At 63.2% G+C, this 18,934-nt stretch carries 17 protein-coding genes and 2 tRNA genes; 10 read left to right on the top strand and 9 right to left on the bottom strand.

Annotation, left to right across the window (positions count from 1 at the left end):
- Positions 1-406: 406 nt before the first annotated feature.
- From PanNE5_RS20670 to pbpG, 4 genes are all read left to right on the top strand, one after another.
- A complete protein-coding gene (locus PanNE5_RS20670) occupies positions 407-1,348 on the top strand; it encodes a histone deacetylase (RefSeq protein ID WP_261938736.1) in 942 nt (313 codons plus the stop codon).
- Between the two features lie 53 nt (positions 1,349-1,401).
- A complete protein-coding gene (locus tag PanNE5_RS20665) occupies positions 1,402-2,355 on the top strand; it encodes a DMT family transporter (protein WP_017232316.1) in 954 nt (317 codons plus the stop codon).
- Between the two features lie 47 nt (positions 2,356-2,402).
- A complete protein-coding gene (locus PanNE5_RS20660) occupies positions 2,403-3,224 on the top strand; it encodes a nitroreductase (RefSeq protein WP_017232317.1) in 822 nt (273 codons plus the stop codon).
- Between the two features lie 188 nt (positions 3,225-3,412).
- Positions 3,413-4,666, top strand: a complete 1,254-nt coding sequence (pbpG, locus tag PanNE5_RS20655; protein ID WP_017232318.1) for a D-alanyl-D-alanine endopeptidase — start codon at positions 3,413-3,415, stop codon at positions 4,664-4,666.
- A gap of 92 nt (positions 4,667-4,758) precedes the next feature.
- Here the strand turns inward: pbpG and PanNE5_RS20650 are convergent, their stop codons facing one another.
- On the bottom strand, positions 4,759-5,586 hold the full coding sequence (locus tag PanNE5_RS20650) for an IclR family transcriptional regulator (RefSeq protein WP_017232319.1): 828 nt from the start codon (positions 5,584-5,586) through the stop codon (positions 4,759-4,761).
- A gap of 555 nt (positions 5,587-6,141) precedes the next feature.
- On the opposite strand from PanNE5_RS20650, the gene PanNE5_RS20645 reads away from it, so the two are divergent.
- From PanNE5_RS20645 to PanNE5_RS20635, 3 genes are all read left to right on the top strand, one after another.
- Complete coding sequence (locus PanNE5_RS20645) at positions 6,142-7,191, top strand: hypothetical protein (RefSeq protein WP_261938735.1); 1,050 nt, start codon at positions 6,142-6,144, stop codon at positions 7,189-7,191.
- A gap of 90 nt (positions 7,192-7,281) precedes the next feature.
- The gene (locus tag PanNE5_RS20640) at positions 7,282-8,007 is read left to right on the top strand and encodes a (Fe-S)-binding protein (protein WP_017232321.1); all 726 of its coding nucleotides are present in this window, start codon (positions 7,282-7,284) and stop codon (positions 8,005-8,007) included.
- An 88-nt stretch (positions 8,008-8,095) separates the two neighbouring features.
- A complete protein-coding gene (locus PanNE5_RS20635) occupies positions 8,096-9,505 on the top strand; it encodes a lactate utilization protein B (RefSeq protein ID WP_017232322.1) in 1,410 nt (469 codons plus the stop codon).
- 124 nt (positions 9,506-9,629) lie between these two features.
- Here the strand turns inward: PanNE5_RS20635 and PanNE5_RS20630 are convergent, their stop codons facing one another.
- The 6 genes from PanNE5_RS20630 to PanNE5_RS20605 all read right to left on the bottom strand — a co-directional run bounded on the left by PanNE5_RS20630 (position 9,630) and on the right by PanNE5_RS20605 (position 14,678).
- Positions 9,630-10,289, bottom strand: coding sequence for an amino acid ABC transporter permease (locus tag PanNE5_RS20630; RefSeq protein WP_017232323.1), 660 nt, complete (start codon positions 10,287-10,289; stop codon positions 9,630-9,632).
- A gap of 111 nt (positions 10,290-10,400) precedes the next feature.
- The gene (locus tag PanNE5_RS20625; protein WP_026131669.1) at positions 10,401-11,198 is read right to left on the bottom strand and encodes a transporter substrate-binding domain-containing protein; all 798 of its coding nucleotides are present in this window, start codon (positions 11,196-11,198) and stop codon (positions 10,401-10,403) included.
- A 50-nt stretch (positions 11,199-11,248) separates the two neighbouring features.
- A complete protein-coding gene (locus PanNE5_RS20620; protein WP_130025676.1) occupies positions 11,249-12,277 on the bottom strand; it encodes a quinone-dependent dihydroorotate dehydrogenase in 1,029 nt (342 codons plus the stop codon).
- A 186-nt stretch (positions 12,278-12,463) separates the two neighbouring features.
- A complete protein-coding gene (locus PanNE5_RS20615; RefSeq protein ID WP_017232326.1) occupies positions 12,464-13,240 on the bottom strand; it encodes an arginyltransferase in 777 nt (258 codons plus the stop codon).
- Positions 13,237-14,001 (bottom strand): leucyl/phenylalanyl-tRNA--protein transferase, encoded by a 765-nt coding sequence (aat, locus tag PanNE5_RS20610; RefSeq protein WP_261938734.1) that lies wholly within the window; start codon positions 13,999-14,001, stop codon positions 13,237-13,239. The genes PanNE5_RS20615 and aat overlap by 4 nt, the downstream gene beginning before the upstream one ends.
- A 59-nt stretch (positions 14,002-14,060) precedes the next feature.
- Complete coding sequence (locus PanNE5_RS20605; protein WP_083902200.1) at positions 14,061-14,678, bottom strand: NUDIX hydrolase; 618 nt, start codon at positions 14,676-14,678, stop codon at positions 14,061-14,063.
- Between the two features lie 200 nt (positions 14,679-14,878).
- Between PanNE5_RS20605 and PanNE5_RS20600 the strand changes: the two genes are divergently transcribed.
- Positions 14,879-14,955, top strand: a tRNA-Met gene (locus PanNE5_RS20600).
- Positions 14,956-15,113: 158 nt separating this feature from the next.
- Here PanNE5_RS20600 and PanNE5_RS20595 read toward each other — a convergent pair.
- Positions 15,114-15,998, bottom strand: coding sequence for an EamA family transporter (locus PanNE5_RS20595; protein ID WP_261938733.1), 885 nt, complete (start codon positions 15,996-15,998; stop codon positions 15,114-15,116).
- Between the two features lie 243 nt (positions 15,999-16,241).
- Between PanNE5_RS20595 and dusA the strand changes: the two genes are divergently transcribed.
- Both dusA and PanNE5_RS20585 read left to right on the top strand, forming a co-directional pair.
- Positions 16,242-17,255 (top strand): tRNA dihydrouridine(20/20a) synthase DusA, encoded by a 1,014-nt coding sequence (gene dusA / locus PanNE5_RS20590; RefSeq protein WP_017232330.1) that lies wholly within the window; start codon positions 16,242-16,244, stop codon positions 17,253-17,255.
- Positions 17,256-17,443: 188 nt separating this feature from the next.
- Positions 17,444-17,519, top strand: a tRNA-His gene (locus PanNE5_RS20585).
- A 79-nt stretch (positions 17,520-17,598) separates the two neighbouring features.
- Here the strand turns inward: PanNE5_RS20585 and PanNE5_RS20580 are convergent.
- Positions 17,599-18,762, bottom strand: coding sequence for a GGDEF domain-containing protein (locus PanNE5_RS20580; protein ID WP_232424524.1), 1,164 nt, complete (start codon positions 18,760-18,762; stop codon positions 17,599-17,601).
- Positions 18,763-18,934: the final 172 nt, after the last annotated feature.

Raw genomic sequence — 18,934 nt, 5'->3', positions numbered from 1 at the left:
AAAACACGGTTGGGGCCTCTAAATGGGGGTGCGATTTCTTTTGTGCATCGCACAATTGCAAGTGTAGAGATATTTTTGTCGCTGTCAAGTCTTTTTTGTGCGCTGCAACAATTCAATAAAAGCTTACAAAATCAACCGGTTGGGATCCCGTGACTAACGTATGACACCGCGTTGCGGCGAATGGCGGGCACCGTCCGGAAACGCTTCATTGGTGCGGCTCCGCACCGTTTTGGCACCCGGCGCACCCCGTGCGCCGATGTTACTATCGTCGAGTTCCGGCACTGGCGAAACATCTTCGCGGTCAACGGCTCGCTGCCTTACCGAGCGTGGCTCGCGTGGTCGATGCGCCTGTGCCGATGTCGTTCAACGCCTTTTTGCGTGCCGCCACTGCCGGCCATTCGCGTCGATGCAAGCGTTCTACAGCGATCATTTCGTGCTGCCGTTGCCACCCGGGCATCGGTTTCCGATGGAAAAGTATGCCCGTCTGCGCGAGCGCGTGGCGGGGGAGTTGCCGCACGTTGCGCTTGCCGAGGCATTGTCCGCGGACGACGTGATGCTCGGTCGCGTCCACTCGCCGGCGTACGTGGCGCGAGTGAGCGCCGGTCAGTTGGATCCCAAAGAGCAGCGTACGATCGGATTCCCATGGTCACCGCAAATGGTCGAGCGCTCGCGCCGGTCGGCGGGGGCAACGGTGGCCGCCTGTCGGGCCGCGCTGACCGATGGCGTGGCTGCTAATCTCGCTGGGGGAACACATCACGCGTATGCCGACCGCGGCGAAGGCTTCTGCGTGTTCAACGACGCAGCGGTCGCGGCGCGCACGATGCAGGCCGAACTCGGTCCGGGCACGCGTGTGGCGATCATCGATCTCGACGTGCATCAGGGCAACGGCACAGCGGCCATTTTCGAGCACGACCCGAGCGTGTTCACGCTGTCGCTGCACGGTGAGCACAACTACCCGTTTCACAAGGCGCGCGGTGACCTCGACGTGGCATTGCCCGACGGCTGCGGCGACGACGATTACCTGGTCGCGCTCGGCCACGCACTGACCGATCTCTTCGCGCAATTCACCCCGACCCTTGCGATTTATCTCGCGGGCGCCGATCCGCTGGCGAATGACCGGCTTGGCCGGCTGGCATTGACGCATGACGGATTGCTCGCGCGCGACCGTCGGGTGCTGACGGCCTGCGCAGAGCGCGGGCTGCCGGTGGCTATCGCAATGGCAGGCGGCTACGGCCGCGACATCGAACAGACGGTCGCCGCGCATTTTGCGACGATCCGCCTCGCCGATCAGTTCCAACTGGCGGTCCGCCGTCGGCACCCTGCGCCGGCAGAAGGTGCTCTCGTATGAGCGAGCATCGCACCGTGTCACCTTCGCCCGCGAATGCACCACATGGTCGCGAGATGGCCGGCACCGAACGTGCGGCGATCTGGCGCGCGGCCATGCCGTGGTGGTTCGTGTTGATCTGGAGCACCGGTTTTATTGTCGCCAAATACGGCATGCCGAATGCCGAGCCGCTGACCTTTCTAGCGCTGCGCTTCGGCGGCACGCTGCTGGTCATGCTTCCCATCGCCTGGTTGACGGGCATGTCATGGCCGAGGCGGCGCGCGGTGGAGGGCCGGACGGTACCGGCCGGCACGATCGGGCCCATCGACTGGCCGCTCATTGCGCATCTTGCCGTGTCCGGCACGCTGATCCAGGCGGTGTATCTCGGCGGCGTCTGGGCAGCGATCAAGCACGGTGCGCCCGCCGGGCTGGCCGCGCTGGTCGTCGGCATCCAGCCGTTGTTGACGGCGCTCTTCGCACGTGTGGTCGGTGAGCCGGTCTCGCGCCGGCAATGGTTGGGGCTGTTGTGCGGATTCGCCGGCGTCGGGCTGGTGGTGGCCAACAAGGTTGGCGTTCGCGGCATCGGTGTGGGTCCGGTGGCCTTGTGCGTGTTGAGCCTGCTCGCGATCACGGCGGGCACGCTCTATCAAAAACGGTTTTGCGCCCATTTCGATTTGCGTGTCGGCACGCTCGTGCAGTTCGGTGCGGCGTTTGCGGTAACGCTGCCCGCCGCGTGGATGCTCGAGACGATGCAAGTGCGCTGGAACGCGCCAATGATCGGCGCGCTGGTATGGTCGGTGCTGGCGTTGTCGATCGGTGCCATCTCCTTGCTGTTTCTGCTGATTCGACAGGGTGCCGCGACCAAGGTATCCAGCCTGATGTATCTGACGCCTCCGACGACCGCGGTCATGGCCTGGTTGCTATTCGGCGAGACGTTGTCCCCGCTGAGTGCCGCCGGGATGGTCGTCGCGGCGCTTGGCGTTGCGCTTGTCATCGAGCGGCGGGCGGTGCCGGCCGCGTCGTCGCCATGAGCAGCCGGGCGACGCATTTCTCCCTTCGTTTGCCGTGAGCCTGACTTATGAAACACCTACACCAACACCCGCACCAGGACGCCACACAGTCCTCGGCGCAGAACGCCGCCGAGGCAGCCGACTTGCATGCGCAGCCGGGCACGGGGGAGGGGGCGCGTCGCCCGACGATCGGCAATGACGCCGAGCAGCGTGTGGCCTATGTCGACGAGGCCATTCGCAGCCGGCGATCGATTCGGGCGTACTTGCCCACGCCGGTGCCGCAGGCAACGGTGGCGGACATTCTTGGCGTGGCCTCGCGTGCGCCGTCGGGCAGCAACATTCAGCCTTGGCAAACGTATGTATTGACCGGCCAGGCGCTGACATCGTTGACGTCGCGCCTTCTGGAGGCGTTCAACGACCCGGCGCAGCGCCTGATGCATCAGGAGGAATACGCCTACTACCCGCGCGAGTGGACGGAACCTTACCAGGCACGGCGGCGCAAGGTCGGTTGGGATTTGTATGGACTGCTGGGTATTGGCCGCGCCGACAAAGACCGCATGCAGGGGCAGCACGCGCGCAACTTCTGTTTCTTCGATGCGCCGGTCGGACTGATCTTCACGATCGATCGACACCTGGAGCAGGGAAGTTGGCTGGACTACGGCATGTTCCTGCAGAGCGTGATGGTCGCGGCGCGGGCGCGAGGCCTCGACACTTGCCCGCAGGCCGCGTTCGCCACGTTTCACCAGGTAATTGCGGCGGAACTGCGCCTGCCCGAGACCCGAATGGTGGTGTGCGGCATGGCATTGGGGTATGCGGATCCGGATGCCATCGAAAACCAGCTTGTCACCGACCGTGCGCCGCTGGCTGAGTGGGCGCATTTCCTTAGCTGAATCATCTCTGGATGTTTGCGTTATTTGGCAATTTGTTGCGAATGTGCAGTTTGGCGGATTGCGCCGCACAAAACTGCCAGATGCCGGTTTAAGTATTTCAGCTAAGTCATTCATATTGCTTATTTTTTGGGAAGTTACTAAACTTCTTCCAAACTCGTTGCCTGTCAACCTTACGCTACCCCCAATCTATGTACGCGATCACCACCCTTGCGCGTCTGTGCCGCTCCCGCCTCTGGGGTGCTGCCGTCGTGGCGATCTCGCTCGCCGCCGGTGCCCCAGCCGTCGTTCAAGCTGCCGGTAAGACGAGCGTATGCTCGTCCAAGGCAGCCAAGACGGCCGCCCAGAAGCGCGCGTGTGCCAATTCCAAGGCGACGAAATCTGTCGCCACCTCCCATTCCGGTGCCAAACGTGCCGTTGCCAAGACCGCCTCGCGCGAGAAGGCGGGCGCCAAGGCGCGCAAACTGGCTACCGTCGAAGAAGACGCGGCCACCAAGCGTGTTGCCATCAAACACGTCGTCTACAAGCACGGCAAACGTCGTGTCGTGACGTCGTATCGCACGGTCAACTTTACGCCGCAGGCGCAGGATCGACTGTCCGCCGGGCGCGCATTCGGTCTGCATGAATCCCCTGACGCGCTGGCGCTGCGTTCCTCGGTGGCCTATGTTGTCGATGAGCGCACCGGCGAATCGCTGTTCGACAAGAACTCGCAAGCCGTGTTGCCCATCGCGTCGATCTCGAAGCTGATGACCGCGATGGTGTCGCTCGACGCGGGCGTGCCGATGACGGACATGATGGAAGTGACGGACGAAGATCGCGATTACGAGAAGGGTACGGGCTCGCGTCTGTCGGTGGGGTCGCGTCTGTCGCGTGAAGACATGCTGCACATTGCGCTGATGTCGTCGGAGAATCGCGCGGCCGCTGCGCTGTCGCGTTACTTCCCGGGCGGTCGTCCGGCGTTCCTCGCGGCGATGAACCGCAAGGCGAAGCAGCTCGGTATGAACGACACGCACTTCAACGATCCAACGGGCCTGTCGAGCCAGAATGTGTCGAGCGCACGTGATCTGGTGAAGATGGTCAAGGCCGCTTATCAGTACCCGATGATTCGCCGTTTCTCGACGGACAGCAATTACGACGTCAATACCGGCCGTCGCGAGTTGCACTATGTCAGCACGAATCACCTGATCGGACACCCGGGCTGGGAAATCGGTCTGCAGAAGACGGGCTACATCAACGAAGCGGGGCAATGCCTCGTGATGCAAGCCAACGTCGATGGCCGTCCGGTGATCATGATTCTGCTCGATTCGACCGGCAAGTACTCGCGCTTCGCCGACGCCACGCGCGTTCGCAAGTGGCTGCTCGAAGGGGGCGGCGCTACGCCGCAACGCACGGCGGGTACGGCACCGACGGCACAAGTCGCGACCAACAGCGAACACGCGCTGTAAGTCGCCCAAACCGTTGCCAAACAAAAGGCGCTCCCTCGGGAGCGCCTTTTGCATTCCGCGACCGGATTCGCGAAGCGCGATGTCGGTTCGGGCTATTCGGCTGTCGCCACATGCGACACGTTGCTGCCGACGGCGGGGGGCGGCGCGTGAAAGCCGAGCGACGCGGAAATCTGCAGCGCCGTCTCGTTCAGATTTGCGAGCCACGCGTCCTGCAAACGGTCGGCGGGTGCCGACAGCGAGAGTCCGGCCACGAGCTTTCCGCTGTCGTCGTAGATGCCCGCCGCAATGCAGCGAACCCCCAGTTCGAGTTCCTCGTTGTCGCGGGCATAGCCGGACTGGCGCACGTGGCTCAGCTCGCGCTCGAGTTTTTGCAGATCGGTGATGCTGTTGCGGGTGTGTCCCGACAGGCCGGTGCGCGTGGCATACGCGCGCACGCGCGCGGCTTCGTCCGCCGCGAGGAAGAGCTTGCCGACCGATGTCAGGTGCAAGGGCGCATGACCACCGATGGCGCGCACCACCTGCATCCCCGAACGCTCGCTGTAGGCCCGCTCGATATAGACGATTTCATCGCCCTGGCGCACCGACAGGTTGACAGTCTGGCCGGTCATCCGGTGCAGGCCGCGCATGGGCGCGAGGGCGGCATCGCGCACCGACAACCGTGCCTTGACCAGATTGCCGAGTTCGAGCAGGCGCATGCCCAGACGGTACGTGCCCGGATCACAGCGGTCGACAAAGCGGCAGGCGACCATGTCGTTCAGGATACGGTGCGCCGTGGACGGATGCAGTTCCGTCGACTGCGCCAATTCCTTGAGGCTGACGGGGTCGGCATGGGCGGCAAGGGCATCGAGCAGACGCATCATGCGCTCGATGACCTGGATGGACGTGCGCGACTCCGTACTTTGACTACCTTCGTCTTTCATGGGGGAGGGCCGAGTTTCGTATAGGGGTGATTCTATATCATATTGTGAAAAATTCGCACCCTTCCTGTAGAGGACTTCTGCGAAAAGTGGGCGTGCCACAGGAGAGCGTCGTTGCCGCAGTCTCGGCTGACTGAAACCGAAAGTGGTCTCTCGTCCAGACGACTACCATGGCCTTGTCATTTCATTCAGTGTCCGGCTGGGTTGAAAGACGAGATCGGCACGCTCAAGGAGGTTCGGGGAATGTACAGGTATGGGTTTTCGCCGGCGGCAGGGAGTTGGTCGCCGCCAAGGTGCACGCGTAGTCGGGGGGCAGTCACTTACGAAAAGTCGATTGCCGACAAGCATGCGGACATCGTCGGTCAGTTTCGGCAGATCGCCAACGCGAAGGCGCAACTGGGATTGGACTGCGGCTCGCTTTCCCGATTGGAAAACACGTTCTACGCGACTTACAGGAAAGCGACATCAGGGTACTGGGGGGGCGGACTCTGGGACGGGGTTTATCGATATGCCGGTAACGCGAGCCGATCGGGTCCGTACTGCCGGGTTGGCGAGCAGTTGAACGATCACGACGTCGACAGTCTCACGCCGTCGGCCAGGCGGTTCTCGGCGATTCTGGGACATCTGACGGAAGCACTGCGCAAGGAGCAGGAAATCCTGACGAAATGTTTCGCAATGGCGCAGCGCTCGGTGGGGTTTGGCGGGGCGACCTTTGGCGAACCCGATATCCAAAAGACGGCAAGCCAGCGCCTGTCGGTCGAGCGTGCCGATGGCATCGCCGAGATCGAGCGATGCCTGACGGGCGTGCGCGAGTCGATCGCACTGGCCTCAAAGGAGGTGTGGCCGGAACGGAAGCACTATGGCAAGCGCGTTGGCATTACGACTTCCCTTTACGCCGCGGCGGCGGCCGTTGCGGTGGCAGGACTGTTTGTGTCGGGCGGCATTCTCGCCATTGTGGCGACGGTGATGACGCTGGTGATCCGCGGGGTCAGCCTGGGAAGCATTCGTGGGTTCGATCGTGAGCGAGGATGGAAGTCTGTCGAAAGTCTGTTGGCAAGCACCGGGCAATTCATTGAAACGGAGGGGACTATGATGAGAACGTACTTGGACGTGGCCGATCGGCGTGCCGCGCTCGAGCGTGAAGATATGGTGTGGAATCTGTTGAATGGCATCAAGAGTGGGCTTGGCCAAGTCAATCATCAGGTGGAGTCGCTGGATACTCGGGCTGGGACCCTTTCGAATCAAATGGAAACCGTGGCGAACCGACTGGATGATCAAATGTATGCGGTCTCCGATCAAGTGGACACCCTCACCAATCGGTTCGACGGTTTCACCGATCAAGTCGCCAGCCTCACCGATCAATTCGGCACCCTCACGAATCGAGTGGACTCCCTGGCGTCGGAAGTCGCGGCAGGGTTCGCGAACACTGACGCCAAATTTGAAAGCTTCAGGCGCGATTTGCAGCGGTTGTCGCGGGTGCAGGAGATGATGGCGGCGCGCCTGGCACTCATGCCCTATCCTCCGGCGGCGCCACCCGCCGAGCGGCGGGGACTGACGCGGACGAACTCGTTGAACGCGTTGAGCGACATCACGCCCCGAATGGCGTAATCGTCTGCGCGATATGCGGGAATCCACGCTGGGCCAGACCGGCCCAGCGACTTATAATGGCGCATTATTCCCGGAAAGAGGATTCCCCCAATGCGCGTCGGACTCTTTGTCACGTGTCTGATCGACCTGATGCGTCCGGAGATCGGCTTCTCGACGCTCAAGCTGCTGGAGACGGCGGGCTGCGAGGTCGTGATTCCCGATTCCCAGACCTGCTGTGGTCAGCCCGGCTATAACTCGGGCGAACGGGCCATTGCCCGCGATCTCGCTCAGAAGTTCCTCGAGGAGTTCGAATCGTTCGACTACGTCGTCGTGCCGTCGGGATCGTGCGGTGGCATGGTCAAGGCGCACTACGGCGACCTCTTCGCCGACGACCCCGAACTCATGGGCCGCTACGAGCGACTGCGCCCGCGCGTGTTCGAGCTGACCGATTTCCTCGTCAATGTGCTGCACATCGATACCGTGCCCGGCGATTACAACGGCGAAGTGACCTATCACGATTCATGCTCGGGGTTGCGTGAGCTGGGCGTCAAGACGCAGCCGCGCGCATTGCTCGCGAAAATGCCGGGCGTCAAGATGACGGAAATGAAGGACTGCCAGGCTTGTTGCGGTTTCGGAGGCACCTTCGCGCTCAAGTACGGCAACATCTCGACGGCCATCGTCGACGAGAAGTGCGCGAACATCGCCGCGAGCGGGGCGCCAGCGGTCGTGCTGGGCGACCTCGGATGCATGCTCAACATCGAAGGACGTCTGCGCCGCACCGGCGACACGAAGACGCGCGTGCTCCACATTGCCCAGGTGCTCGCGGGCGATGTGTGAGCTCGCCGCTGTCCTCCCGACCCTCCCGACCTTCACGCCCGTGTGTGCGATGACGCACACCGGCGGCCATCACCTCCAGTGAGTCGCGATGCAAGTTCAATCGATGCAATTCAAGGCGCGCGCCGGGCAAAAGCTCGCGGACCAGCGTCTGCAGGCCAACCTCCGGAAACTCTCGACCAAGTTCGTGACGGCGCGCGCCACGGCCATCGAGGAAATCGACTTCGAGGCCACGCGCGAGGCGCTCAAGGCACGTCGTAATCGCGGGCTCGAGACGCTCGATGTCTGGCTGGAGATTTTCGAGCGCGAGGCCACGCGACGTGGCGCCACGGTGTTGTTCGCCGAATCGACGCAGGACGCTGCCCGCCTGATTGCCGAAATCGCCCGCAAGCACGACGTCAAGAAGGTGATCAAGTCGAAATCGATGGTCACGGAGGAATTGCAGCTCAACAAGGTGCTCGCCGACATGGGTGTGCAATCGGTCGAGACCGATCTGGGCGAATACATCCTGCAGATCAACGACAACGAACCGCCGTCGCACATCATTGCGCCGGTCGTGCACAAGGACAAGGACGAGGTTGCCGACCTGTTCGCTCGCGTTCACCATAAGCCGCGTCTGACCGACATTCCGGCGATGACACGCGAAGCGCGCGAGATGCTGCGTCCGCAGTTTCTCTCGGCGGACATGGGCGTGACCGGCGGCAATTTTCTCGTCGCCGAAACCGGCTCCGTGGCCGTGGTGACGAACGAAGGCAACGAGGGCATGTGCACGATCATGCCGCGCGTGCATGTGGCCGTGACCGGTATCGAGAAGGTGTTGCCCACGCTCGAGGATCTGGCGACGGCCATGCGTCTGTTGCCGCGCTCCGCGACCGGGCAGGGCACGTCGAACTACTTCTCGCTGCTGACCGGTACGCGCGTCGAGGGTGAGCTCGATGGCCCCGACCATATGTACTTCGTGCTGGTCGACGGTGGCCGCTCGGGATTGATCGGCGGCGCGTTTCAGGACATGCTGCGTTGCATCCGTTGCGGCGCTTGCATGAATCATTGTCCCGTCTATCAGAAGATCGGCGGGCACGCCTACGGTTGGGTGTATCCGGGGCCGATGGGGTCGGTGCTCACGCCGAGCTATGTCGGCCTGGAGAAGACGCTCGATCTGCCGCAGGCCGCCACGCTGTGCGGGGAGTGCAATCGCGTCTGCCCCGTGGGCATTCCGATCTCCGATCTGCTTCGCAAGCTGCGCGAGCGCCAGGTCGATCGCGGCCTGCGGCCGTGGCAGGAGCGCACGGCGCTCGCCGCGTGGGCGTTTGCGGCGCGTCGCCCTCGTCTGTATGCCGCGCTTGCCGGCCTGGGTGCGCGTGTACTCCATTGGATGGGGCGCGAGCGTGGCAGCCTCTCGAAGCTGCCGCTCGCCGCAGGATGGAGCGACACGCGGGAAATGCCTGCCCCGAGTGGCAAGACGTTCCGCACGATGTATCGCGAGCGTCGCGCGCCGCGGTAAGCGGTTAAGCGTTCAGCGATGTGGAACGACCGGTGGCCTTGACGTACCGGCGTTCAAAGCAAAAGCCGGGCCCCGAATGTCTGCCATTGGCATCCGGGGCCCGGCTTTTTTGTTGGCGCGCCCGTCAGGTTCTGGCGGGCAACGCCAGACGTTTCTCGATGCGTCGCTGCAGTGCCGACAACCCGGTCGACAACACCCAGTAGATGGCGGCGCAGGCGAGATAGAGCGGCAGCGGCTGGTAGGTCGTTGCAATGACCTCCTGCGCGGAGCGCAGCAACTCGGTCACGGTAATGACCGAGACCAGCGATGTGTCCTTGATCAGGCTGATGAGGCTGTTGCCGAGACTCGGCACAGCGATGCGCAGGGCTTGCGGGGCGATGACGTAACGCAGCGTCTGCCAATAGGAGAGGCCGAGGCTGTAGGCCGCGAGCCATTGTCCGCGCGGCATGCCTTCGAGGGCGCCGCGCATGCTCTCCGACAGATAGGCGCCGACGTTCAGGCTGAGCGTGAGCACACCGGCGGGTGTCGGATCGAGCGCGATGCCAACGCCCGGCAGGCCGTAGTAGATCACGAAGATCTGCACCAGCAGCGGGGTGCCGCGCATGATGCTGACATAGGTGCGGGCGATGCCGCGCAGCACGCGGACGTTGCCGATACCCATGATCGCCACGATCACGCCGATCGCCAGGCCGAACACCATCGACATCAAGGCGAACTTGATCGTGAGCACGGTGCCTTGCAGCAGCACTGGCATGGATTGGGCGGCGAGTTCGAATGGATTCATGAGGGGGGTGTCTGGGGGGAACGTGGGCCGGAACGACGACGGCCGGCACCCGCGTGGTTTGCGTGGTGCCGGCCGTGATGCGACCGAAGTGTGTCGCGCGCGGCTTGCGGGTTACTTCGCCGGCTTGGACGTGTCCTCGCCGAACCACTTCAGCGCGAGCTTGCCGAGCGAGCCGTCCTGCTTCATGGCCGTGAGGGCATCGTCGATGGCCTTCGCGAACTTGGGGTTGCCCTTGCGGAACGGAATGCCCACCGACTCGCTGGCGCCTTGCAACACGGCCCCCGCACGCAGCGGCAGGTTCGACGTCTTGATCAGATAGGCGAGCATCAGGCGATCGTTGAGCGCCGCGTCGATGCGCCCGGCGGCGAGATCGCGCAGGTACTCCGGCGCGCCCGGATAGGTGCGCACGTCGATGCCCGGCACCGCCTTCGCGAGCTTGTCGTAGTTGCTGCCGAGACTCACGCCGAGCTTGTGGCCCTTGAGGGCGTCGAGCGAATTGAACTCGCGTTTGTCGTCCTTGCGCTGAATGAGCTGCGCGGCCGAGAAGGTGTACGGCTGGCTGAAGTCGAGCGAGCGCTTGCGTTCGTCGGTAATGGCCACCTGATTGACGATGACGTCGAATTTACCGGCCACGAGACCGCCGATAATGCCGCTCCATTCCGTCGTCACGAACACCGGCTTTACGCCGAGACGTTCGGCAACGGCCTTGGCGACGTCGACATCGAAGCCTTCGAGCTGGCCATCGGCCGCGCGATAGTTGAACGGCGGATAAGTCCCTTCGATCCCGATTTTCAGTACGCCCGCCGATTTCACGGTGTCGAGCAGATCGGCGGCGCGCGCGGGCGCGGTGCCCAGCAGCGCAACGGCGGTCAGCGGTACGAGGCACAGCGACTTGAGCCAGTTTTTCATGATGTTGAGGTCTCCCTGTGTCAAATAAAGGGGGCGCGACGTGCGGCCGATCAGGCCGTACGCAGCGCTTGCACGCATTCTCGCACCAGCTCGGGGCCGCGGTAAATCAGCCCGCTGTAGATTTGTACCAGACTGGCCCCGGCATCGAGCTTGGCCTGCGCGTCGGCACCCGACAGGATGCCGCCCACGCCGATAATCGGCAGGGCGCCGCCCAGCTCGGCGGCCAGTGCGCGGATCACGCGATTCGAGGCTTCGAACACGGGCCGCCCCGACAGGCCGCCGGTTTCGTTGGCATAGGGCAGGCCCGCTACCGCCTCGCGCGAGAGCGTTGTATTGGTGGCGATCACGCCGTCGAAACCATGGCGCGTGAGTGTGCCCGCGATGACCTTGATCTGCTCGTCGTCGAGATCCGGCGCTATCTTGAGGGCGATGGGCACGTATTTGCCGTGGCGGTCGGACAGCGCGCGTTGCTTGTCCTTGAGCTTGCCGAGCAGGGCGTCGAGTTCGTCGCCGCCTTGCAACTGGCGCAGGTTTTTCGTATTGGGCGACGAGATGTTGACCGTCACATAGGTGGCGTACGGGTACACCTTCTCGAGGCAGATGAGGTAGTCGTCGACCGCGCGCTCGATCGGCGTGTCGGCGTTCTTGCCGATGTTCAGGCCCAGCGGCCCCTTGTAGTGCGCCGACTGCACGTTCTGAAGAAACTGCTCGACACCGCCGTTGTTGAAGCCCATGCGGTTGATGATCGCTTCGGCTTGCGGCAGGCGGAAGATGCGCGGCTTCGGATTACCCGGCTGCGGACGCGGCGTGACCGTGCCGACTTCCACGAAGCCGAAGCCCAGTGCGGCGAGGCCGTCGATGCAGCTCCCGTCCTTGTCGAGGCCTGCGGCGAGGCCCACGGGATTCGGGAAGCGGATGCCCATGACCGTGCGTGGATCTTCGGGCAGCGTCTGACCGATGAGACCGGCCAGGCCGAGCGAGGCAGCACTGCGCAGCGTGGCCAGCGTCAAATGGTGGGCTTGTTCGGCATCAAGACAGAACAGGGCGCGACGGGCCAGAGGGTAGAGGGGCGCAAGCACGATGTCGGGTTCGGCAGAATCGGAAAGTCGCCATTTTACCGGTATCCCGGTCGCCGAGCGCGTCAATTTTCTACGCTCTGCGTACTCCTGAATGGCGGCGCGGTGGCAAGGGAATGAGCGCGGTGCGCACGGGTGGCCGCCCCGCGAATCGCACGCCTGACAGCACCACGGAGCACAGTGCCGACGTTACTCGCCGGCGGCGTCGAGCATGGCTTCCGGCATGTCTTGCCATTGGCCGTCGAGCAGGCCTTGCAGGGGGCGGAAGTTCGCCTTGTAGACCATCTTGCGGCTTGCCTGAATCCAGTAGCCGAGATAGACGTGCGGCAGTCCAAGCGCGCGCGCCTGCTCGATCTGCCAAAGAATGTTGTACGTGCCGTACGACGCGCCTTCGATGTCGGGATCGAAGAACGTGTAGACCGACGACAGGCCGTCGCTCAGGATGTCGACCATGCTGATCATGCGCAACGTGCCTGCGCCCTGATGGCCGGGCGGCTCGCGAAATTCCACCAGTCGGGAGTTCACGCGGCTTTGCAGCAGAAACTGCTCGTACTGCTCGCGGCTGTCGTGGTCCATGCCGCCGCCCGCATGACGTTGCGACTGGTAGCGCATGTAGAGCTGGTAATGCTCTTCCGTGTAATGCAACCCGGAGACGTTGACCGCGAGGCCGGCGTGGCGGCGCCAGATGCGACGTTGTGTGCGGTTCGGCGCGAAGCGCGCGATCGGTACGCGCACGGGCACACACGCGCGGCAGCCGTCGCAATACGGGCGGTACGTGAATACGCCGCTGCGGCGAAACCCGGCGCGAACGAGTTCGCTGTAGACGTCCGAGTTGATCAGATGGCTGGGCGTGGCGACCTGCGAGCGTGCCGTGTGATTGTCGAGGTAGCTGCAGGGGTAGGGCGCCGTTGCGTAGAACTGAAGGGCAGACAGCGGGGAGAGCGGCAGTTCGTTCGGATGGGTCACTGGGAAACCTCGTGAGCCTTGTCTGCTGCGTTACCGTAGGCCAGCGTGCTGAGCATTTGCTTATCCAGACGCCAGACCGGGGCGGGCGCCACGACCGCCTTCTGCACATGCGTCAGAAATGCCTGACGGGGAATTTCGCTGCCGCCGAGCGACGCCAGATGAGCGGTACTTTGCTGGCAGTCTATCACCTCTATTGCGTGTGCGCGTGCAAACGCGACGAGCGCGGCGAGGGCGATTTTCGACGCATCAGTGCGGCGGGCGAACATCGATTCGCCATAGAACATGCGTCCGAGCGCCACGCCGTAAAGACCGCCGACGCGCTCACCCTCGTAGAAGGTTTCCACGCTGTGGGCGAGCCCGGCGTCGTGCAGTGCGCGATAGGCGGCAATGATCGCAGGCGTGATCCATGTGCCGTCCTGCGCGCGCCGGGGGGCTTGTGCGCAGGCTTGCATGACGGTGGCAAAGTCGGCGTCGAGACGGATTTCCCAGGCGTCGTCGCGCAGCACGCGACGCAACAGTTTGCGGAAGTTGTGGCTGACGACGAAATTCTCGGGACGCAGCACCATGCGCGGGTCCGGGCTCCACCAGAGCACGGGTTGACCCTGCGAGTACCACGGGAAGATGCCTTGCCGGTAGGCGGCGAGCAGACGTTGCGGCGAGAGGTCGAGGCCGGCCGCCAGCAAACCCGGCGCCTCGCTCGATGCGTCGAGCGCTTCGTCCACCGGGGGAAAGGAATCGTTTGCTTCGAGCCAGACGACCATGTCGATGTCAGCGTTCCGGCGTGTCGGGTGACGTGGTGCGATGGGCCGCGCAGGCCGGCTCAGACACGCAGCATCGGCGTGAGGATATCCTCGGTGTGCGCCGTATTGACGGGCAGCGACGGCACCGGCACGCCGGGCGCCGCAGCGCCGTTGCGGGAGGCCTCGAGGTGCACGCCGAAGGCCCCTGCGCGACGGTCTTCGAAGAAGAAGCGCAGCGTCTTCGCCACCGTCGGGAAGGCGATGTCATCCCAGGGAATTTCGTGCTCCGAGAACAAGGCGACTTCGAGGCTCTCTTCTCCGGCGGCGAACTGCGGCTCGCGCATCTGCGCCAGATAGAAAATATGGACCTGATTCACATGCGGCACGTTGAGCAGCGAGAACAGGGCGCCGACCTCGACGTTTGCGCCGGCTTCTTCCAGCGTTTCGCGTGCGGCGGCCTGTGCCGTTGTCTCTCCGATTTCCATGAAGCCGGCGGGCAGTGTCCAGTAGCCCAGGCGCGGCTCGATTGCGCGCTTGCACAGCAGCACCTGATCGCCCCACACGGGCACCGTGCCAAGCACGTTGCGCGGGTTCTCGTAGTGAATGGTGCCGCAATGGGTGCACACGTGTCGCTCGCGGTTATCACCGGGCGGAATGCGCGACTCGACCGAGTGGCCGCAGGCGGAACAGAATTGGATGGGAGGGCGTCGGTTCATGGTTGCTGCGAGTGTATCATCGGCAACGCACGCTGTGCGGTGGCGCACGTGGTGGGCCGGGATATCCCGGGTTGCCGCCGCGTGCGGCGAACCGGCGTTAGCGGCCGCGTGGTCACGAGGAAAATAATCGACGAGTTATGTTGCACTGCGGTGGCAATTGTCATATACTTCAATTCTTCAGACGCGGGGTGGAGCAGTCTGGCAGCTCGTCGGGCTCATAACCCGAAGGTCACAGGTTCAAATCCTGTCCCCGCAACCAAATTCGAAAGCCTGATTTCTTCACGAAATCAGGCTTTTTGCGTTTCGGCTCGGCGGGTGTCGGCGGCATCGCGCCTGTGTCCGCCGGTGTCGTGCGCGCGTCGTGTCCCGGTCGGAAGCGGGCGCGCCCGCTTCCGCACCGAAGAGCGCTATTGAGCGCTATTGCGAGGTCGGCAGCAGGCGTTGCTTGAGCTTTGCGCCGAATACATTCACCACGAGGCCCGCCATGACCAGCGCCGCGCCCGCAATTTGCGGCGCCGTGAGTTGCTCGTCGAGCAGCAGTGCCGCCGATGCGAGCCCGATGATCGGCACAAGCAGCGAGAACGGCGCGACCTGACTGGCCGGATAGCGCGTCATCAAACGACCCCACAGCGAATAGCCGACAAGCGTCGCGACGAAAGACAGGTAGGCGACCGCGAAGATCGACGCCGCCGAGAGATGTGCGAGTGAGTTCGCGATTTGCTGCGGGCCTTCGAACCAATACGACAGCAGCGCGAACGGAATCGGCGGGATCAGGCTTGCCCAGACCACAAGGCCGACGAGATCGACATTGCCGATCTTTTTGGTGACGATGTTGCCCGTTGCCCAGGCAAGCGAGGCACAGAGGGTGAGCGCGAAGCCGAGCAGCGTCATGGCGCCGCCGCCTTGCATGCCGATGACGGCGAGGCCTGCCGCCGCGATCAGCAGACCGGCCACATTTTGCGCGCGGAAGCGTTCGCCCAGACACGCCACGGCGAGCCCCAAGGTGAAGAACGCCTGTGCCTGAAGGACGAGCGAGGCAAGGCCGGCGGGCATGCCAACGTACATCGCAGTGAACAAGAGCGCGAATTGCCCGAACGAGATCGTCGCACCGTAGGCGATTAGCCAGCGCAATGCCACTTGCGGGCGTTTGACAAAGAAGATCGCGGGGAAGGCCGCGAGCAGGAATCGCAGCGCACCCAGCAGCATGGGCGGCACGCCGTGCAACCCGACCTTGATGACGACGAAGTTCACGCCCCAGGCGAGTACGACGATGAGTGCCCGTAACAAGTCCTTCGGTGCCATGCTGGCGTCTCCTTGTGCGGCATTGGTGTGACGTTCGGGAAGGCGAAAGTGTACTCCTGGGGCGTCGACGTGTGGTGGGGAAGTCCTCGCGCGAATGCCCTCGTGGACTGATGTGGCGCGGGGCCGAGGGGGCGCGCTCGCGCCGGTGCTCGATGGGGGCATGACGTATACTTCGTGTTTTGCGTATCAAGAGACGTCGTCTTGCTGGAGTGAGACGACGTTTGCCGTAGCCGAGGAATTTGCATGAACTTGCCTGCCCGCCGCGTCAGCGTGGCGCCGATGATGGATTGGACGGATTCGAACTGCCGGGTTTTTCATCGTCAGTTGTCGCGTCACACGTGGCTCTATACCGAGATGGTCACGACCGGTGCGCTGTTGCATGGCGACGTTGCGCGCCATCTCGATTTCGATGCCGTCGAGCATCCCGTCGCGCTGCAATTGGGCGGAAGCGAGCCGCAGGACCTTGCGCGGGCCGCGAAGCTCGGCGAGCAATGGGGGTATGACGAAATCAACCTGAACTGCGGTTGCCCGTCGGAGCGTGTACAGCGTGGCGCGTTCGGTGCATGTCTGATGGCGGAGCCGGCGCTGGTGGCCGATTGCGTCAAGGCGATGCGCGATGTGGTGCAGGTGCCGGTGACGGTCAAGCATCGCATTGGGATCGACGACGTCGAATCGTTCTCCTTCGTCGAGGACTTCGTTGGCAGCATTGCGCAAGCCGGTTGCTCGACCTTCATCGTGCATGCGCGTAATGCCATCCTCAAGGGGCTGAGCCCGAAAGAGAATCGCGAGATTCCGCCGCTCAAGTACGACTATGCGTATCGTCTGAAGCAAAGCTTCCCGCAACTCGAGATTCTGATTAACGGCGGCGTGAAGACGCTCGATGAAGTCGAGCTGCATTTGCGGCACGTCGATGGCGTGATGCTGGGTCGCGAGGCGTATCACAATCCTTATGTGCTTGCGGAAGTGGATGCGCGGTTCTACGGCGATACGTCTGCGGTGAAATCGCGCGAGGCGGTGGAAGACGCATTGATCGAATACGCGGCGGCGCAGGTGGAGAAGGGCCAATACCTCGGCGCGATCACGCGTCATGCGCTGGGTCTGTATCGCGGTGTACCGGGCGCGCGGGGATGGCGCCGGGTGTTGTCGGATCCGAAGCGTCTCAAAGCGGGGATTGGCGCGTTCGAAGAGGCGCGTGCTCAGTTGCGTGCGGGGGCGTTTTCGGAGCGCGATGGCGTAGCGGCTCTCGCGACGGCGTGACGCACGGCATCGAATCGCGGCGTTGCGTTGAGAGCGCTCGCCGCGTGAGATGACGATCTCGCGCATCGATCGTGCATGCCAGCGAAGTAATATTTCGATTGAGTGAAAATAGTGCTTGGCAGCGCGATAAAAACGTCGCTATAATCTTGTCTCTGTTCAGCAAGCAAGTGATGTTGCTGATCACGGCGGTGGCCGTAGCTCAGTTGGTAGAGTCCTGGATTGTGATTCCAGTCGTCGTGGGTTCGAGTCCCATCGGTCACCCCAAAATTCCCTTGTAGTTCAAAGCGTTTCGCGCGTCATTTCTCTCCCGATTCGGGAATTCTCCAAAAGTTTTACTCCAGCATCAGCCATTCGCGGTCTTGCCGCCGAAGCCGGCGCCATTCCCGTGCTCGACAACGATAGGCAGCGGCTCCATCGCGGGCGCGACCACGACACAATTCCTGCCCTTGGCCTTTGCGGCATAAAGCGCCGCGTCGGCTCTCGCCATCACGGAGGCCAACGTGTCGCCCTCGCGAAACGCATCGACGCCCGCGCTAAGCGTGGACATCACGTCCCTGCCGGGGACACAGGAGCCCGAGGAGGCCACGATGTCGCGCAACCGATTGATGAGATGTCCCGCGTGCTCCCGGGTTTCGCCCGGCAGCAACAACGCAAACTCTTCGCCGCCAATGCGTCCGACAATGTCGGTGGCGCGCACCGCCCCGGCGATCAACGACGCCACATGCGCAAGCGCAAGGTCTCCCGCGGCGTGCCCATAACGGTCATTGATGCTCTTGAAGTTATCGATGTCCAGAATCGCGATCGAAAAGGTCGACTGCTTGTGGGCGCACTCCCTGGCGATGGCCTCCGCACGCGAGATGAACGCTCGCCGCGCGAGCAGGCCGGTCAGGTCGTCGAACGTCGCCAGGCGTTCCATGCGGTCGGCCAGCCGGTCGTGCGCCAACAGCACCATGCCGACCGACAGACACGGCAGCGTCAGCGTCGCCATGCCCAGGAACATGACGTTCAACGGCGTCGGTTGAAGGAACGTGGATTCATGCGCCAGACCCAGTCCATACGCAATGGCACGAACGGCATGCACAACGGCACCGAGAATCGCCGCAATGGCCACAAAGTAATACGCGTATTTAGGGCGTTCCCGCGGTCGGTATTTCAGCACCGCCCCGCCGATACTGAAGCGGACGTACGCAATACACCCCGAGATCATGGTGCTGCGAGCGTCGACGTGGGGCGAAATATAGGTCCAATAGATCAGCATGACGAGGATGACGCCAAGCGCGACATACTCCCAGGCGTACGAGGCTCGGGCGTTGAGGAATTGCCGGAAGCCGTGCAAGCCGATAAGCGAGGCGATGAGCAGCCCGCTGCTCGATACCGCGACGACAATGTCCGAGGTTCCCGTCAGGAGCAGCGCCGCCACGATCGCCAGAAGTGCGCTCGCCAAGCACCACAGGCGCACCCCCGGGACTTTCGTTCCGAACAACGAACCCAGAACGGCTACGCTCATGACGCAAGACAGAACCGCAATGCTGATAAAAACTGCCGAAATGGGCATGGCCGCGTGACTGATTATGATGTTTCGCCTACTGACGCAGTTGCCCGACAATACGACCCCGTTCCCTCGGGCGACATCCCCATGTCGTGTCGTTTTGCCAGCGTCTCGGCGTGTTTTGTCGTCA

The sequence above is a fragment of the Pandoraea sp. NE5 genome (genome assembly GCF_024363545.1).
GTDB classification, from domain to species: domain Bacteria; phylum Pseudomonadota; class Gammaproteobacteria; order Burkholderiales; family Burkholderiaceae; genus Pandoraea; species Pandoraea cepalis.
Note: the sequence above shows the minus strand (reverse complement) of the source record. Positions and strands in the feature narration are given on the sequence as shown.

Coding starts and splice junctions, on each gene's coding strand:
- pbpG (WP_017232318.1), top strand. CDS start 3,413: ATGTACGCGATCACCACCCTTGCGCGTCTGTGCCGCTCCCGCCTCTGG.
- dusA (WP_017232330.1), top strand. CDS start 16,242: ATGAACTTGCCTGCCCGCCGCGTCAGCGTGGCGCCGATGATGGATTGG.
- PanNE5_RS20670 (WP_261938736.1), top strand. CDS start 407: ATGCAAGCGTTCTACAGCGATCATTTCGTGCTGCCGTTGCCACCCGGG.
- PanNE5_RS20625 (WP_026131669.1), bottom strand. CDS start 11,198: ATGAAAAACTGGCTCAAGTCGCTGTGCCTCGTACCGCTGACCGCCGTT.
- PanNE5_RS20665 (WP_017232316.1), top strand. CDS start 1,402: ATGGCCGGCACCGAACGTGCGGCGATCTGGCGCGCGGCCATGCCGTGG.
- PanNE5_RS20635 (WP_017232322.1), top strand. CDS start 8,096: ATGCAAGTTCAATCGATGCAATTCAAGGCGCGCGCCGGGCAAAAGCTC.
- aat (WP_261938734.1), bottom strand. CDS start 14,001: ATGGTCGTCTGGCTCGAAGCAAACGATTCCTTTCCCCCGGTGGACGAA.
- PanNE5_RS20640 (WP_017232321.1), top strand. CDS start 7,282: ATGCGCGTCGGACTCTTTGTCACGTGTCTGATCGACCTGATGCGTCCG.
- PanNE5_RS20650 (WP_017232319.1), bottom strand. CDS start 5,586: ATGAAAGACGAAGGTAGTCAAAGTACGGAGTCGCGCACGTCCATCCAG.
- PanNE5_RS20660 (WP_017232317.1), top strand. CDS start 2,403: ATGAAACACCTACACCAACACCCGCACCAGGACGCCACACAGTCCTCG.
- PanNE5_RS20595 (WP_261938733.1), bottom strand. CDS start 15,998: ATGGCACCGAAGGACTTGTTACGGGCACTCATCGTCGTACTCGCCTGG.
- PanNE5_RS20580 (WP_232424524.1), bottom strand. CDS start 18,762: ATGAGCGTAGCCGTTCTGGGTTCGTTGTTCGGAACGAAAGTCCCGGGG.
- PanNE5_RS20630 (WP_017232323.1), bottom strand. CDS start 10,289: ATGAATCCATTCGAACTCGCCGCCCAATCCATGCCAGTGCTGCTGCAA.